The sequence below is a fragment of the Mycobacterium dioxanotrophicus genome (genome assembly GCF_002157835.1).
Lineage (GTDB): Bacteria > Actinomycetota > Actinomycetes > Mycobacteriales > Mycobacteriaceae > Mycobacterium > Mycobacterium dioxanotrophicus.
Window position 1 is genome coordinate 2,803,454 of the sequence record NZ_CP020809.1, and the last position, 14,965, is coordinate 2,818,418.

Genomic DNA, 14,965 nt, shown 5'->3' on the forward strand with positions numbered 1-14,965 from the left:
CGACTGCGCTACTTGTCGGGTCTGTCGCGCCAATCCGCTGCGCTACTTGTCGGGTCTCTCGCTCCAATCCGCTGCGCTACTTGTCGGTCCCCGTCGTTACCGTGCGCCTAACACCGATCGAGAGGACGGTCAAGATGACATCTGCGCACCAACCAGGCAGGCCCGCGCCTGACATCGGCAGCGTGACCATCGACTGCGACGACTGCGCGGTCCGCGGTCCCGGCTGCCAGGACTGCGTTGTCAGCGTTTTGCTCGGCGTGCCTGAGAAGTTGCTGGACGACGAGCGCCGGGCCCTGGAAGTGCTGGCAGACGTGGGATTGGCACCGCGACTGCGGCTCGTGCCGATTCACCGAAACGGCACACCCGGGGTCGCCTGACGACACGCATCGCCTGGCGCACAGGAAAAATATTCCTCCGGGGCTGTTAGATTTGCATCTCCCGTCGGAGATTTCCATCTCCTGTTGGACAAGACCGATGCCGTTTCGTAACCTATCTGAGACCTAAGAGCAGTTCGAGGCGGCTCGCTAACGCCAGTTGTGAGGACGAAAACTTGAGGCACGACCGCGCGCACGGGCCCACAAGTCGTGTCAAGCGACCCATTGCAGGTGCAATCGCGGGCTTGACCGTAATGGCCGGACTTCTTGCCGGCGCTGCGCAGGCGGACCCTGCGCAGGACGCTCTGGCAAAGCTCAATGAGTTATCTAGGCAGGCCGAACAGACTACCGAGGCGATGCACTCGGCACAAATCGACCTGAACAAAAAGCTTGCGGCACAAGAGGTTGCGGACAAGCAGCATGCTGACGACGTCGCGGCTGTCGATACCGCCAAGGCGCAGCTGGCAACGTTCCAGGTCGCCGTGGACAAGGTCGCCGCAACGCAGTACATGGGTGGCCGGACGTCGGGCTTCGACGCGATGCTGACCGCCGACTCGCCGCAGCAGCTGATCGATCAACTCGCCGTCCAGCGCGTGATGGCCGCAGAGATGGCCGGGCAGATGCAGAACTACCGCGAGGTCGGCCAGAAGGCCGCCGACGCCGAGGCGGCGTCGGCCAAGTCCGCTGCCGACGCCAAGACCGCAGCCGAGCAGGCCGCCGCCGTGCGCGCCGACCTGCAATCCAAGCAAAGCCAGCTGCAGGTCCAGATCGCCATCGTCAAGTCGCAGTACCAGGCCCTCACCCCGGGACAGCGCGAAGCGCTCGCCGCCACGCCGCCCGCACCGGTGGCCCCGCCGCCACCAGCTCCGGAGGCGTTGCCACCGGCGCAGGATCCCAGCATCCAGGCCTCCGCACCCGACGGCATCCCGCCCGGCGACGTCGCTCCGCCGGAGGCCGCGACACCCGGCGGTAGCGGGCATTCGGCAACGGTCATCCAGGCCGCGCTGAGCCGCATCGGCTCGCCGTACTCGTGGGGTGCGGCCGGGCCGGGCTCGTTCGACTGCTCGGGTCTGGTGATGTGGTCGTTCCAGCAGGCCGGTATCTCGCTGCCGCACTCCAGCCAGGCCTTGGCCGCGGGTGGACAGCCGGTCTCCATGGACCAGATCCAGCCCGGCGACCTGGTGACGTACTACTCGGATGCCTCGCATGTCGGCATCTACATCGGCGACGGAATGATGGTGCACGCGTCGACTTATGGCGTCCCCGTTCGGGTCGCCCCGGTCAACAATGCGCCGATCTACGACATCCGTCGGTACTGATCCGTCCGTCTCTCGGCCGGTTCTGGGCACCGCTTTACTGGCTGAGCTGATTGTGGCGGCCGCAGTACTGTGGCCTGCTGCCGCGCCCGCTCAATCTCCGCCACCCGCGCCGTCGGCCCTGCCCGCTGTCGGCGTCGTCCCCGCCGTCAGTGCCCCGGATCCCGTGACGGCGGTGGTCCTGCCCGACGGCCGCACCGCACAGTTGCTCGGGTTGGGCGGTGAACGCACCGCGGCTCTGCTGGGCCGCCTCGACACCGAGCTCGGTACCGCCGCGACAGTGGTCACCGGCTTCTGGGGACCCGATTGGCCCCACGAGATCAACCTCGTCGTCGCCGGATCAGACGACCAATTCCGTGTGCTGGCCGGCGGGGCAGAGGACATCGCCGCGACCACCACCGCACAGCGCATCATGTTCGCCCCGGGCGCTGCCGACATGAGCCGGCCGGCGCTGCGAATCGTGCTGCGCCACGAGCTGTTCCATTACGCGTCGAGGGCACGTACCGCGCCCGACGCCCCCCGCTGGCTCACCGAAGGCGTCGCCGACTACGTCGGGCGCCCGGCCGAACCGCTCCCGGGCCCGACCCGCGCCGCCGAACTGGCCCAGTTGCCCAGCGACGCCGACCTGGACTCGATCGGTGCCGCGAGATCGCTCGCCTACGACCGGGCCTGGTGGTTCAGCCGTTACGTGGCCGACCGATACGGCCCGCGTGCACTGCGGGATCTCTATCTGCGGGCCTGCGGATTCGGGCATCCCGATGTCGCCACCGCGGTGCACGACGTACTGGGGATCGATCTTGATCGGGTACTCGCCGGTTGGCGGCAGTGGCTCAGCCGCTAGACCTGACTGTGCTCCTCGCGTGCGCGCGACCTGGTTGTGCTCCTCGCGTGCGCGGCCTGAACGCCGATGTGTAAGGTGAGGGCACAATGACGCGGGTTCTGTTGGTCACCAACGATTTTCCGCCGCGGCGTGGGGGCATCCAGTCATATCTCGAGGCGTTCGTCGGGCAGTTGACGAGCTCGGGTGAGCACCGGCTGACGGTCTATGCGCCGAAATGGAAAGGCGCCGAGGCCTATGACGAGACCGCCGCGGCCGCTTACCAGGTGGTGCGGCACCCGACCACGCTGATGATCCCGGAGCCGACGGTCGCGACCCGGATGTGCCGGCTCATCGGTGAACACGACATCGACACGGTCTGGTTCGGTGCGGCGGCACCGCTGGCCCTGTTGGGACCGCTGGCGCGGCGGGCCGGAGCCAGCCGGGTGGTCGCAAGCACCCACGGGCACGAGGTGGGCTGGTCGATGCTGCCGGTGGCCCGCAGCGCGTTGCGCCGCATCGGCGACGACGCCGACGTCGTGACGTTCGTCAGCCACTACACCCGGGGGCGGTTCGCCTCAGCGTTCGGACCCCGTGCCGCCCTCGAACACCTGCCGCCAGGCGTGGACACCGACCGGTTCCAGCCCGACCAGGCCGCCCGCGCCGAGATGCGCAAGCGATACGGCCTGGGCGGCAGCCCGGTGGTGGTGTGCCTGTCGCGGCTGGTGCCGCGCAAGGGGCAGGACATGCTGATCCGGGCGCTGCCGGCGATCCGGCGGCGAGTGCCCGGCACCATTCTGGTCGTCGTCGGCGGTGGGCCGTATCTCGACAAGCTCAAGCAACTGGCACACGAGTGCGGCGTTGCCGAGCATGTGGTGTTCACCGGCGGGGTGCCGAGCGACGAACTGCCCGCCCACCACGCCATGGCGGACGTGTTCGCGATGCCGTGCCGCACGCGGGGCGCCGGATTGGATGTCGAGGGCCTCGGCATCGTCTACCTGGAGGCCTCGGCCAGTGGTGTGCCGGTGGTCGCCGGAACCTCCGGCGGGGCACCGGAAACCGTGCTCGACGGGGAGACCGGCACCGTCGTCGACGGCACCGACGTCACCGCGATCGTGACCGCTGTCGGTGACCTGCTCGACGATCCGGGACGGGCCGCCGCCATGGGCGTCGCGGGCAGGCACTGGGCGGTGGACAACTGGCAGTGGCGGGCCAAGGGCGCCCGCCTCGCCGAGTTGCTTTCCGGCTGAGCCGATTACGGCTCGCGGCGCTCAGCCGTAGAGCGCCGCGATGTCGTCGGCGAACTTCTCCGCGACGACCTTGCGCTTGACCTTCAGCGTCGGCGTCAACTCGCCGGTCTCCTCGGTGAAGTCCACCGGCAGGATGCGGAACTTGCGGATCGCCTCGGCCTTGGACACCGCCTCGTCGGCCTCCTTGACCGCCAAGTCGATCTCGGAAACCAGATCCGGATCGTTGGCCAGGTCGGCCACGGTGGCCGCGGCGTCCTTGCCGTTGCGCTGCTTCCAGCCCTCGAACGCCTCCGGGTCGATGGTGATCAGCGCGGCGATGAAAGGCTGCTGGTCGCCGACGCACATGGCCTGGCTGATCAGCGGGTGCGCCCGCAGGCGGTCTTCCAGGATGGCGGGGGCGACGTTCTTGCCGCCCGCGGTGACGATGATTTCCTTCTTGCGGCCCACGATGGTCAGGAAGCCGTCGTCGTCGATGGCGCCGAGGTCACCCGTGTGGAACCAGCCGTCTTCGATGGCCTCGGCCGTGGCCTGCTCGTTGTGCCAGTAGCCGTTGAACACCACGCCGCCCTTGACCAGCAGCTCACCGTCGTCGGCGAGGCGCATGCTGTTGCCGGGCAACAACTTTCCGACCGAGCCGACCTTGAGCGCACCGACCTGGTTGACGGTGATGGCCGCGCTGGTCTCGGTCAGCCCGTAGCCCTCGTAGATGGTCAGGCCGACGCCGCGGTAGAAGTGCCCGAGCCGCGCGCCCAGCGGTGCGCCGCCGGAGATCGACGCGCGGCAGTCTCCGCCGAGCGCCGCGCGCAGCTTGCCGTACACCAGCTTGTCGAACAGGCCGTGCTTGAGCTTGAGCAGCAGGCTCGGGCCACCCTGGTCCAGCACCTGGCTGTATTCGATCGCCGTGGCCACGGCCTGGTCGAAGATCCAGCCTTTGCCGTCGTTGCGGGCATTCTGCTCGGCGGTGTTGTACACCTTCTCGAACACCCGGGGCACCGACACCACCAGCGTGGGCTTGAACACCCCGAACATCGGGACCAGGTTCTTGATGTCGCTGCTGAAGCCGAGCGCCACCTTGTTGGTGAAGGCGGCCACGGTGATCGCCCGCGACAGCACGTGGGCCAGCGGCAGGAACACCAGCATCCGCTGGCCCTTGGTCAAGAGGTCCGGGAACGCGGCTTTGGCGCCGTGGATCTCCGAGAGCAGATTGGCGTGGGTGAGCTGGCAGCCCTTGGGCAGGCCCGTGGTGCCCGAGGTGTAGATCAGGGTGGCCGGATCCGAGGACTTCACCGCGGCCAACCGGGTTTGCAGCTCGGCGGGGTCGGTCGCCGCGCCCGCCTCGGCCAGAGCGTCCAGTGCGGCCGGGCCGGTGCCGTCGATCCGCAGTACCTTGCGCACGGTGGGCAGCTGATCGCGCAGCTGCTCGACCCGTTCGGCGTGGGCATCGGTCTCGGCGACCACCAGCACGGCCGAGGAGTTGTCGAGTACGTGGCGGATCTGCTCGGGCGCCGAGGTCTCGTAGATCGGCACCGTGACCGCGCCGACCGACAAGATGGCGAAATCGACGATCGGCCATTCGTAGCGGGTGGCCGACAGGATCGCGACCCGGTCGCCGGGCTGTACCCCTTCGGCGATCAAACCCAAAGCGGTGAGGCGGATCTGTGCGGCAACCTGCGCGCAGGTGACGTCGGTCCAGGCGCCGTTGACGAGCCGCTGGAAGATGACGTGGTGGGGATCCTCGCGCTCATGGGTGTATACGGCGTCGACAACCGTGTCGTGTTCGCCGATCTGAAACGTTGCCGGAACGCTGTACTCACGCACGATCTTGGGCCCCTTAGTCGCCGGTGGCAGAACTTCCGCGCGACAAGCCTAGTCGGCCCCGTCGATCACCCGGCAGCGCATATGTGAAGCTAGGTGCTCATGAACAGCGTCCAGATCGCGGATGAGACCTTCGTCTGCGCAGATCCCGCCGACGTCGGGCGTGCCGTTGCCGATTCCGCCAACTGGCGGCGCTGGTGGCCGGACCTGCGGCTCACAGTCATCGAGGACCGGGCCGAGAAGGGGCAGCGCTGGACCGTTGCCGGCGCCTTGACCGGCACCATGGAGGTCTGGCTCGAAGAAGTGCTCGACGGGGTGATCCTGCATTACTTCCTGCACGCCGAACCCGCAGGTGCCGCGGCATGGGAACTGGCCAAGATGGATCTGGCCAAACTGAATCACCAGCGCCGCGTGGCGGGGAAGGTGATGTCGTTCGAGATCAAGCAGCGGCTGGAGGCATCCCGACCGGTCGGGGTTTCCCGCCTGGTCTGACAATGCGCCGCAGGCGATGCGGGAGAGTAGATTTTTCCGCGAAGGCGGTGGCAACGCCGCGTGGTGGGGAGAAGGGCGTGCAGTGGCCGACAAGACGGCGCAGACCATCTATATCGAGGCCGATCCGTCGACGGTGATGGATGTCATCGCCGATATCGGCTCTTATCCGGAGTGGGTGGCCGAGTACAAGGAGACCGAGGTACTCGACGTCGACGAAAACGGCCTGCCGAAAAAGGCCCGGCTGGTTCTCGACGCGGCGGTGCTCAAGGACACCATGGTGTTGTCCTACGTATGGCCCGCTGACCGCACGTCGGTCAGCTGGACGTTGGAGTCGAGCTCGTTGCTGCGTGCGCTGGAGGGCACATATCGCCTGGCGCCCAAGGGATCCGGCACGGACGTCACCTACGAACTGTCTGTCGACCTGATGATCCCGATGATCGGGTTGCTCAAGCGGAAGGCGGAAAGGCGGCTCACCGACACCGCGCTCAAAGACCTCAAGAAGCGAGTCGAGGTGCACTGACCTGAGCGGTGATGGTGCGCGGATCAGCCTGTTCGTCGGCAAGGGCGGGGTGGGCAAGTCGACGCTGGCAGCCGCGACCGCGGTACGTGACGCCCGAGCCGGGCTGCGGGTGCTCATCGTCTCCACCGACCAGGCGCATTCGACGGGTGATGTCCTCGGCACTGTGCTGACCGCGACCGGGCAGCGGGCGCCCACCAGGGTCCTGGCCGACGACGCCGATGTCGGGGGCGGTTTTCTCGATGCCCTGGCGCTGGACACGCTGGCCCTGCTGGAGGCCCGCTGGGTCGAGGTGGTCACGCCGCTGTCCGAGCGGTTCAGTGAATCGGATCTGGGAAACGTTGCGCCGGAGGAACTTTCGGCGTTACCGGGAATTCAGGAAGTGCTCGGCCTGCACGAGGTGGGTGAGCTCGCCGCATCGGGTCGGTGGGACCACGTCGTGGTGGACTGCGCCTCGACCGCCGACGCGTTGCGGATGCTCACTCTGCCTGCCACGTTCGGGCTGTACCTGGAACGGGCCTGGCCCCGGCATCGCCGGTTGTCGGGCGGCGCCGAGAACGCGGCCATCGTGGCATTGCTCGAGCGCATCGATGCCGGCGTCTCGCGGCTGAGCTCCCTGCTCACCGACGGCGAGCACGTGAGCGCCCATCTGGTGCTCACGGCCGAGCGTGTGGTGGCTGCCGAGGCAATCCGTACGCTGGGTTCGCTGGCGTTGATGGGCGTAGGTGTGGCCGAACTGATCGTCAATCAGGTTTTGGTGCAGGATGATTCGTTCGAGTATTCGAACCTTCCCGCGCATCCTGCGTTCGACTGGTACTCCGAACGGATCGCCGAGCAGCGAAACGTGCTGGACCAACTGGCCGGCTCCATCGGTGATGTGCAGTTGGTGATGGTGCCGCACCTGGCCGGGGAACCGATCGGGCCCAAGGCGCTGGGGGAGCTGCTCGAGTGCGCGCGCCGCCGCGACGGGACGCCACCGCCGGGGCCGTTGCGTCCGGTCGTGGACCGGGAATCGGGGTCTGGCCTCGAGGCGGTCTACCGGTTGCGGCTAGAGTTGCCGCAGGTCGACTCATCCGCGCTGACGCTTGGCCGGGTCGGCGACGACTTGGTCATCGGTGTTTCAGGTGTGCGACGCCGGGTTCGGTTGGCGTCCGTGCTGCGGCGATGCATCGTCACGGACGCCCAGTTACGAGGCAGTGAGCTGACGGTGCGTTTTCGACCGGATCCGGAGGTATGGCCGGCATGAGTGGGTCTCATCCCGACCTGGGCCCGGAACTACGGGAGTTGGCACAGGCGATCCTCGACCGGCTCGACCCTGCCGTACGGCTCGCGGCGGCCGGTTTGGCGGCAAGCGCGGCCGGGGCTCCGGGCAAATGCCAGCAGGTGTGGTGCCCGGTGTGCGCGCTGGCAGCGCTGATCAACGGTGAGCAGCATCCGCTGCTCGGGGTGATCGCCGAGCACAGTGTCGCGCTGCTGACGGTGATCCGCGCGGTGCTCGACAACGATGCGCATGCCCCCGAAACTCCTGGGCCTGACGGGGGACCGGATTCTCCGTCGCCCGACGATTCACCACCCGCAGGGCCCGGCCGCTACCAGCACATTCCCGTCACCGTCGAGGAATGAGACCGCTCCCGTAGACGGGCGGTCAAGTGGTAGCCGCCACAACCCCTGAGTACAGTTGTCCCAGAGCATTCCGATGGGGAGGGTCCATGTGGTACTGGCTTTTCAAGTTCATCTTCATGGGACCCTTGCTGTCCTTGCTCGGCCGGCCGAAAGTCACTGGGCTTGAGCATGTTCCGGCGTCCGGTGCGGTGATCTTGGCCAGTAACCATCTGGCGGTGGCAGACAGTTTCTATCTGCCACTGGTGGTGAGCCGCCGGATCACCTTCCTGGCCAAGGCCGAGTACTTCACCGGAACCGGGATCAAGGGCCGGTTGACCCGGTGGTTCTACACGGTGGCCGGACAGGTCCCGATCGACCGGACCGACGCCGATTCGGCGCAGAGCGCATTGAGCACCGCCGAGCGCATCCTCAGCGAGGGCAAGCTGCTCGGGATGTACCCCGAAGGCACCCGCTCCCCGGACGGCCGGCTCTACAAGGGCAAGACGGGCCTGGCCCGGCTGGCTCTGCAGACCGGCGTTCCGGTGATTCCGGTCGCGATGGTCGGAACCAATGTGGTGAACCCGCCCGGAAGCAAGATGTGGAAGTTCGGCCGCGTCGAGGTGCGGTTCGGCAAGCCGATGGATTTCAGTCGTTTTGACGGTCTGGCCGGCAACCGCTTCATCGAGCGTGCGGTGATCGACGAGGTGATGTACGAGCTGATGGGCCTGTCCGGCCAGGAGTACGTCGACCTCTACGCCGCGGACGTGAAGAGCAACCCCGCCAGCGCTGGGGCGGGGAATCCCGCGGCGCGCCTTCCGCAGGCGGCCGCCGGCTGAGCCGGCAGTTCAACTCCGCCGGCTGAGCCGGCAGTTCAACTCCAGCCGGCTGAGCCGGTTTTATCGGTACGACGCGACCGCAGCCTGGCTGGTCCGGTCGCCGGCATGCGTCGTCGACGTCAGGCCGGTCACCACGATCACGGCCAGCGCCCACCACACATAGGAGCAGCCGACCAGCTGCCGCCACAGCGATGCGGCGGTCTCGTGGTGCGGTGACATCAGGGTGATCGGCGTCCAGATCATCAGCGCCATCCCGGCCACTGTGACCGTGGTCAGCGCGGCGCTACGGCGGCGGTAGGCGGTGACTCCCGTGACCAGCAGCGTCGGCAGCGTCCACACCCAGTGGTGCGACCACGACACCGGGGAGACGACGAGCCCGAACATCGCCACGCAGATCAACGCCAGCATCGATGACGCGTCGGCCCGCTCCGGATCGACCACGGCGATACGCAACGCGCGGTGCGCGGCCCACACGGTCAGCGCCAGCACCGCCAGACAGGCCAGCACCCACAGCACGAAGCGGGGTGCCTCGCTCAGGCCGAGTCGAGCCAGCACACCCGCGATGTTCTGGTTGGTGTTCAGCGTCGCGGTGCCGATCCGGTCGGTGTTGCGGACGGTTTCGGTCCAGTACTCCACCGAATCCCGAGCAGCCAGGGCGAAGCCGGCGAGTGTCGCGACGACTGTCGAGCCGGCGGTCCACAGCAGGGTCCGGATATCGCGGCGCAACAGGAAATACAGCAGGAACACGGCTGGGGTGAGCTTGACCGCGATGGCCAGGCCCAGCAGGATGCCGCGCGGCCACGGGGTGCGCCGCGGCACGCAGTCGGCGATCACCAGTGTCATCAGCACGACGTTGATCTGGCCGAACTCGAAGTTGGACCGGATCGGCTCGAGATAGACCACCGCCGGGGCGACCACAGCGGCTGCCAGCCAGCAGCGACGCAGCCAGGCCGGTTCGGAGGTCACCGTGGTCTGCGGCCAGACGTTGAGCCGCGTCAGCACCATGACGGTCGAGGCGATCAGCAGCACCAGCGTGGTCAGGGTGATCGCGGCGCTGGCGGCAGGCAGGGACAGCCAGGCGAACGGGGCAAACGAGATGGCGGCCAGCGGGGGATAGGTGAACGGCAGGTCCAGCCCGCCCTGGGTGTGGAAGATGGCACCGTCGGGGTACAGCGGCTTGCCGTCCAGCCAGGCCCGCCCACCCATCCGGTAGACGTCGATGTCGATCCGGTACGGGGTGTGTCCGAGCAGTTTGTAACCTGCCCAGGCCAGCGCCGCCAAAGTCAGCAGCTGGAAAATTCGCCATGCGATGGTCGGTGCCCAACCAGCCCAGCCGGGCGCCTTCCGCTTACTCATGTCCTCAACAGACTATCGGTGGCCACCTGGCACAGGTGAATCCACGGCCCCGGCGCGCTCTGCTCGGCGTAAGTTTTCTCAGCGTGCACGTGACCGCCCACCTCTACCTCGTGACCCGCGATCGCCTGCCCTTGCTGTGCTGCCTGGTGGCGTTCATCCTCACGTTCTTCGTGACCCGGACCGTGGTGCGTTACATCCGTCGGCACGCCAACAGCGACAAGCCGCCCAAGTGGTGGCAGCCCCGCAACATCGGTCACGGCACGCTGCACATTCACCACATGGTGATCGGAATCATCCTGGTGATGCTCTCCGGGATCACGATGGTGACGCTGTCGGTCAGCGGCGGGGTTCCCGAGTTCGCCGTGGCCTCGACATTCTTCGGTATCGGCGCCGCGCTGGTGCTCGACGAGTTCGCGCTGGTCCTTCACCTGTCCGACGTGTACTGGGAGGAGGACGGCCGCACCTCGGTGGATGCGGTGTTCGCCGCGGTGGCGGTGGCGGGGTTGTTGATCCTGGGTTTCAATCCGCTGTCGTTTTTCGATATCAATATCTGGCGGGAGGACCAGTCCGTGTTCGCCCGGACGATCGTGGTGGTGGTCGCGGTGACCACTCTGCTGCTCGCGGTCGTGGTGTTGCTCAAAGGCAAGGTGTGGACCGGATTGGTGGGTATGTTCATCACCCCGTTGCTGTTCGTCGGGGCTATCAGGCTGTCGCGGCCGCATGCGCCCTGGGCGCGCTGGCGTTACACCACGCGGCCCCGCAAGATGCACCGCGCCCTGGAGCGTGAGCGCTGGTTGCGCCGACCGGTGGTGCAGGCCAAGCTGTGGGTCCAGGACGTGATCGCCGGGACGCCGAAGTTCCCCGACGACGCTGCCGTCGACAAGCAGCTTGATCGGGAGATCCACGCCGCGCCGGCACCGGGACAGGTGGCCTGATGCGTTACTTCTACGACACCGAGTTCATCGACGACGGCCGCACCATCGACTTGATCTCGATCGGCGTGGTGGCCGAAGACGGCCGCGAATACTACGCGATATCAACGGAATTCGATCCGGACCGGGCGGGCCGCTGGGTGCGTAAGCACGTGTTGCCCAAGCTGCCGTCGCCGTCGTCGAAGCTGTGGCGGTCCCGCCGTCAGATTCGCGAGGAGCTCGAGGAGTTCTTCGGTATCGAAGGTGACGAGCCGATCGAGCTGTGGGCCTGGGTGGGGGCCTACGACCATGTGGTGTTGTGTCAGCTGTGGGGCCCGATGACCGAGCTGCCGCAGGCCATCCCTCGGTTCACCCGCGAGCTGCGCCAGTTCTGGGAGGATCGCGGTTCGCCGCGGATGCCACCGCGATCACGCGATGCGCACGACGCGCTCGTCGACGCGCGGCAGAACCTGGAGCGGTTTCAGTTGATCAGGGAAACGGGGTCGGCGCCGCAGGTCGAGTCCACTCAGGCGGCAGAAACAGGGGTTAACCGGCGGCTACCATGAACGGGTGAACTGGACCGTCGACATCCCCATCGAGCAGCTGCCGCCGCTGCCACCGTTGACCGACGAGCTGCGGCAGCGTCTGGACGCCGCACTGGCCCGGCCGGCCGCACAGCAGCCCAGCTGGGACGCCGATGCCGCCAAGGCCATGCGGACGGTTCTGGAGAGCGTCCCGCCGGTCACCGTGCCGTCGGAGATCGAGAAGCTCAAGGGTCAGCTCGCCGAGGTTGCGCTCGGCAAGGCGTTCCTGCTGCAGGGTGGCGACTGCGCCGAGACATTCGTCGACAACACCGAGCCCCACATCAGGGCCAACATCCGCACATTGCTGCAGATGGCCGTCGTACTCACATACGGCGCGAGCATGCCGGTGGTGAAGGTGGCCCGGATCGCCGGGCAGTACGCCAAGCCGCGTTCGACCGACATCGACGCGCTGGGCCTGGAGTCCTACCGCGGCGACATGGTCAACGGGTTCGCCCCGGACGCCGCGGTCCGCGCCCACGATCCGTCGCGGCTGGTGCGTGCCTACGCCAACGCCAGCGCGGCGATGAACATGGTTCGCGCGTTGACGTCGTCGGGCCTGGCCTCGTTGCACCTGGTGCACGACTGGAACCGGGAATTCGTGCGGACCTCGCCCGCGGGCGCCCGGTACGAGGCGCTCGCCGGTGAGATCGACCGCGGCTTGCGGTTCATGTCGGCCTGCGGTGTGGCCGATCGCAACCTGCAGACCGCTGAGATCTTCGCCAGCCACGAGGCCCTCGTGCTGGATTACGAGCGCGCGATGCTGCGGCTGTCCGACGAACTGGACGGCACCCCCCGGTTGTACAACCAGTCCGCGCATTATCTGTGGATCGGTGAGCGCACCCGTCAGCTCGACGGCGCGCACATCGCGTTCGCCGAGGTGATCGCCAACCCGATCGGGGTGAAGCTGGGCCCGACCACGTCGCCGGAGCTCGCCGTCGAGTACGTCGAACGGCTCGACCCGCACAACGAGCCCGGCCGGCTGACGCTGGTGACCCGGATGGGCAACAACAAGGTGCGCGATCTGCTGCCTCCGATCATCGAGAAGGTGCAGGCCACCGGTCATCAGGTGGTCTGGCAGTGCGACCCGATGCACGGCAACACCCACGAGTCGTCGACCGGTTACAAGACCCGGCATTTCGATCGCATCGTCGACGAGGTTCAGGGCTTCTTCGAGGTGCACCACGCCCTCGGCACACATCCGGGTGGCATCCACGTCGAGATCACCGGCGAGAACGTCACCGAGTGTCTCGGTGGCGCCCAGGATATTTCGGACTCGGACCTGGCCGGCCGCTACGAGACGGCGTGCGATCCGAGGCTCAACACCCAGCAGAGCCTTGAGCTGGCGTTCCTCGTCGCGGAGATGTTGCGCGACTAGGACATTCGGCCGTGGCGGTCAGATGAGCGCAGCGATGTTGCTGCCCAGCGTCCACGCCGCCACGGCCACCAGCCCGGTGAACGTCAGCACCGCGATCACCCAGAACGCCAGTGCGCGCTTGGCGCGCTGCTGCGCCCAGTAGAACTCGCTCATCTCGATGCCGGCGAATCGTGTTGCCGCAGCAGGGTATTCGTTGTAGTCGGCGGAGCCGTCCGGAACGGGCGCCCAGTCCTGGTCACGGGTCAGTTCGCGCGTGAGTTGCCGGGGCGGCACCGGAGGATGCGCCGGCTGCGGCATAGGCGGCGGCGTCATCTCGGTGGGCGGATCCTGACGGCTGTGGACCCTCGTCGCCGCCAGGTGCTGCGCAGAGTTACGCGGTGCCGGGACCCGGAAGGCGGGCAGTCCGAGTTCGGCGACGATGTCGTGCAGATCGTCGCTCATCGCGTCGGCGTCGGCGTAGCGGTCCGCGGGGTCGCGCGCGGTGGCCCGGCGCACCAGCGCATCGAACTCCGGTGGCACACCGGCGATTACGGTGCTGGGCGGCCGTACATCGTGATCCATCCGCTGATACGCGACGGACAGCGCGGAGTCACCGGTGAACGGCGTCACGCCCGAGAGCAGCTCGTACGTCAGGATGCCCACCGCGTAGACGTCGCTGCGTGGGTCGGCGTCACCGGTACTGACCTGCTCGGGCGACAGGTAGGCCGCCGTGCCCAGAATCACGCTGGTGGAAGTGATCTTGGCTTCGGCGACCGCACGTACGAGCCCGAAATCGGCGATCTTCACGTCGCCGCCATCGGAGATCAGCACGTTCTCCGGCTTGATGTCACGATGCACCAGGCCCGCTCGGTGCGCCACGGCGAGCCCGCCCAGCACCGGGGTCAGGACGGCGGCCACTGCGTGCGGCGGCATCGGGCCCCGCTCGGTCAGCAACTCGCGCAGCGTTCCGCCCTCGATGAGCTCCATCACGAGAAAAGGCGGCTGATGGGCGGTGCCTCCGCCGCCCTGGTCGTAGACCGCCACCAGCCCGGGATGGCTCAGCCGGGCCACCGCCCGGGCCTCGCGCTGGAACCGTGCGAGGAAATGGGCGTCACCGGCGTACCGCGAATCCATGACCTTGACGGCGACCGGACGGTCGAGCCGCGTGTCCAGCCCGCGATAGACCGTCGACATCCCACCGGTGGCGATCGGAGTCTGAACCTCATACCGCCGATCCAGCACGGTGCCGACGAGCGGGTCCGATTGCTGGTGCGCCTCCACCGAACACATGTTACGAGTCGCCCGGGTAGTCCTAGAATCGGTGCGGTGAGCAGCATTCCGGCCGCCGATGACGTTCTTGATCCCGGCGAAGCCGTCTATGACCTTCCTACTGTCGCCGACATGCTCGGCATATCCGTCACCAAGGTGCATCAACAACTGCGTGAAGGCCATCTCATCGCGGTGCGCCGCGACGGGGTGCTCGTGGTGCCGAAGATCTTTTTCGATGCCTCCGGGCATGTCGTGAAGTCCTTGCCGGGATTGCTCGTGGTGCTCAGTGACGGTGGCTATCGCAGCACCGAGATCGTGCGCTGGTTGTTCACGCCCGATGCGTCGCTGACCATCAGCCGCGACGGCTCCACCGACCGGCAGGCCAACGCGCGCCCGGTCGACGCGCTGCATTCCCACCAGGCCCGTGAGGTGGTCCGCCGGGCCCAGGCCATGGCGTACTGATCCCGTTCGC

At 67.4% G+C, this 14,965-nt stretch carries 16 protein-coding genes; 13 read left to right on the plus strand and 3 right to left on the minus strand.

Going from position 1 to position 14,965, the window contains the following annotated elements; genetic code table 11:
- The first annotated feature begins 134 nt into the window (after positions 1 to 134).
- The 4 genes from BTO20_RS13545 to pimB all read left to right on the plus strand — a co-directional run bounded on the left by BTO20_RS13545 (position 135) and on the right by pimB (position 3,757).
- Entirely contained in the window at positions 135 to 377 is a 243-nt protein-coding gene (locus tag BTO20_RS13545) for a hypothetical protein (protein ID WP_087076610.1), read from the plus strand.
- Positions 378 to 550: 173 nt separating this feature from the next.
- Positions 551 to 1,693 (plus strand): peptidoglycan hydrolase RipC, encoded by a 1,143-nt coding sequence (gene ripC, locus BTO20_RS13550; protein WP_087076612.1) that lies wholly within the window; start codon positions 551 to 553, stop codon positions 1,691 to 1,693.
- The gene (locus BTO20_RS13555) at positions 1,662 to 2,531 is read left to right on the plus strand and encodes a gluzincin family metallopeptidase (RefSeq protein WP_087076613.1); all 870 of its coding nucleotides are present in this window, start codon (positions 1,662 to 1,664) and stop codon (positions 2,529 to 2,531) included. The genes ripC and BTO20_RS13555 overlap by 32 nt, the downstream gene beginning before the upstream one ends.
- Positions 2,532 to 2,617: 86 nt before the next feature.
- The gene (gene pimB, locus BTO20_RS13560; protein WP_087076614.1) at positions 2,618 to 3,757 is read left to right on the plus strand and encodes a GDP-mannose-dependent alpha-(1-6)-phosphatidylinositol monomannoside mannosyltransferase; all 1,140 of its coding nucleotides are present in this window, start codon (positions 2,618 to 2,620) and stop codon (positions 3,755 to 3,757) included.
- Positions 3,758 to 3,778: 21 nt separating this feature from the next.
- Here pimB and BTO20_RS13565 read toward each other — a convergent pair whose 3' ends face one another.
- Positions 3,779 to 5,575: an AMP-dependent synthetase/ligase gene (locus BTO20_RS13565; protein ID WP_087076616.1), complete on the minus strand. Its 1,797-nt coding sequence runs from the start codon at positions 5,573 to 5,575 to the stop codon at positions 3,779 to 3,781.
- A gap of 99 nt (positions 5,576 to 5,674) precedes the next feature.
- Between BTO20_RS13565 and BTO20_RS13570 the strand changes: the two genes are divergently transcribed.
- From BTO20_RS13570 to BTO20_RS13590, 5 genes are all read left to right on the plus strand, one after another.
- The gene (locus tag BTO20_RS13570) at positions 5,675 to 6,064 is read left to right on the plus strand and encodes a polyketide cyclase / dehydrase and lipid transport (protein WP_087076619.1); all 390 of its coding nucleotides are present in this window, start codon (positions 5,675 to 5,677) and stop codon (positions 6,062 to 6,064) included.
- 82 nt (positions 6,065 to 6,146) lie between these two features.
- Positions 6,147 to 6,584, plus strand: a complete 438-nt coding sequence (locus BTO20_RS13575) for an SRPBCC family protein (RefSeq protein ID WP_087076621.1) — start codon at positions 6,147 to 6,149, stop codon at positions 6,582 to 6,584.
- A gap of 1 nt (position 6,585) precedes the next feature.
- Entirely contained in the window at positions 6,586 to 7,827 is a 1,242-nt protein-coding gene (locus tag BTO20_RS13580; protein WP_087076623.1) for an ArsA family ATPase, read from the plus strand.
- Complete coding sequence (locus BTO20_RS13585; RefSeq protein ID WP_087082040.1) at positions 7,824 to 8,204, plus strand: hypothetical protein; 381 nt, start codon at positions 7,824 to 7,826, stop codon at positions 8,202 to 8,204. The genes BTO20_RS13580 and BTO20_RS13585 overlap by 4 nt, the downstream gene beginning before the upstream one ends.
- 86 nt (positions 8,205 to 8,290) lie before the next feature.
- Positions 8,291 to 9,019, plus strand: a complete 729-nt coding sequence (locus tag BTO20_RS13590) for a lysophospholipid acyltransferase family protein (protein ID WP_087076625.1) — start codon at positions 8,291 to 8,293, stop codon at positions 9,017 to 9,019.
- Positions 9,020 to 9,079: 60 nt separating this feature from the next.
- On the opposite strand, the gene BTO20_RS13595 is transcribed toward BTO20_RS13590, so the two are convergent.
- On the minus strand, positions 9,080 to 10,375 hold the full coding sequence (locus BTO20_RS13595) for a glycosyltransferase family 87 protein (RefSeq protein ID WP_087076627.1): 1,296 nt from the start codon (positions 10,373 to 10,375) through the stop codon (positions 9,080 to 9,082).
- Between the two features lie 83 nt (positions 10,376 to 10,458).
- Here BTO20_RS13595 and BTO20_RS13600 point away from each other — a divergent pair, with 83 nt between their 5' ends.
- Genes BTO20_RS13600 through BTO20_RS13610 form a run of 3 tightly spaced genes read left to right on the plus strand, consistent with a single transcriptional unit; the run spans position 10,459 to position 13,245 of the window.
- Positions 10,459 to 11,310, plus strand: a complete 852-nt coding sequence (locus BTO20_RS13600) for a hypothetical protein (protein WP_087076629.1) — start codon at positions 10,459 to 10,461, stop codon at positions 11,308 to 11,310.
- A complete protein-coding gene (locus BTO20_RS13605; RefSeq protein WP_087076631.1) occupies positions 11,310 to 11,852 on the plus strand; it encodes a polyadenylate-specific 3'-exoribonuclease AS in 543 nt (180 codons plus the stop codon). Before BTO20_RS13600 ends, BTO20_RS13605 begins: the two co-directional genes overlap by 1 nt.
- Positions 11,853 to 11,856: 4 nt before the next feature.
- Positions 11,857 to 13,245 carry a class II 3-deoxy-7-phosphoheptulonate synthase gene (locus BTO20_RS13610; RefSeq protein ID WP_083166234.1) on the plus strand — a complete coding sequence of 463 codons (1,389 nt, stop codon included), beginning with the start codon at positions 11,857 to 11,859 and terminating at the stop codon, positions 13,243 to 13,245.
- Positions 13,246 to 13,263: 18 nt separating this feature from the next.
- Here BTO20_RS13610 and BTO20_RS13615 read toward each other — a convergent pair whose 3' ends face one another.
- Positions 13,264 to 14,514 carry a protein kinase domain-containing protein gene (locus BTO20_RS13615; RefSeq protein WP_087076633.1) on the minus strand — a complete coding sequence of 417 codons (1,251 nt, stop codon included), beginning with the start codon at positions 14,512 to 14,514 and terminating at the stop codon, positions 13,264 to 13,266.
- Between the two features lie 36 nt (positions 14,515 to 14,550).
- On the opposite strand from BTO20_RS13615, the gene BTO20_RS13620 reads away from it, so the two are divergent.
- Positions 14,551 to 14,955 (plus strand): Rv2175c family DNA-binding protein, encoded by a 405-nt coding sequence (locus BTO20_RS13620; RefSeq protein ID WP_083166232.1) that lies wholly within the window; start codon positions 14,551 to 14,553, stop codon positions 14,953 to 14,955.
- Positions 14,956 to 14,965 lie beyond the last annotated feature (10 nt).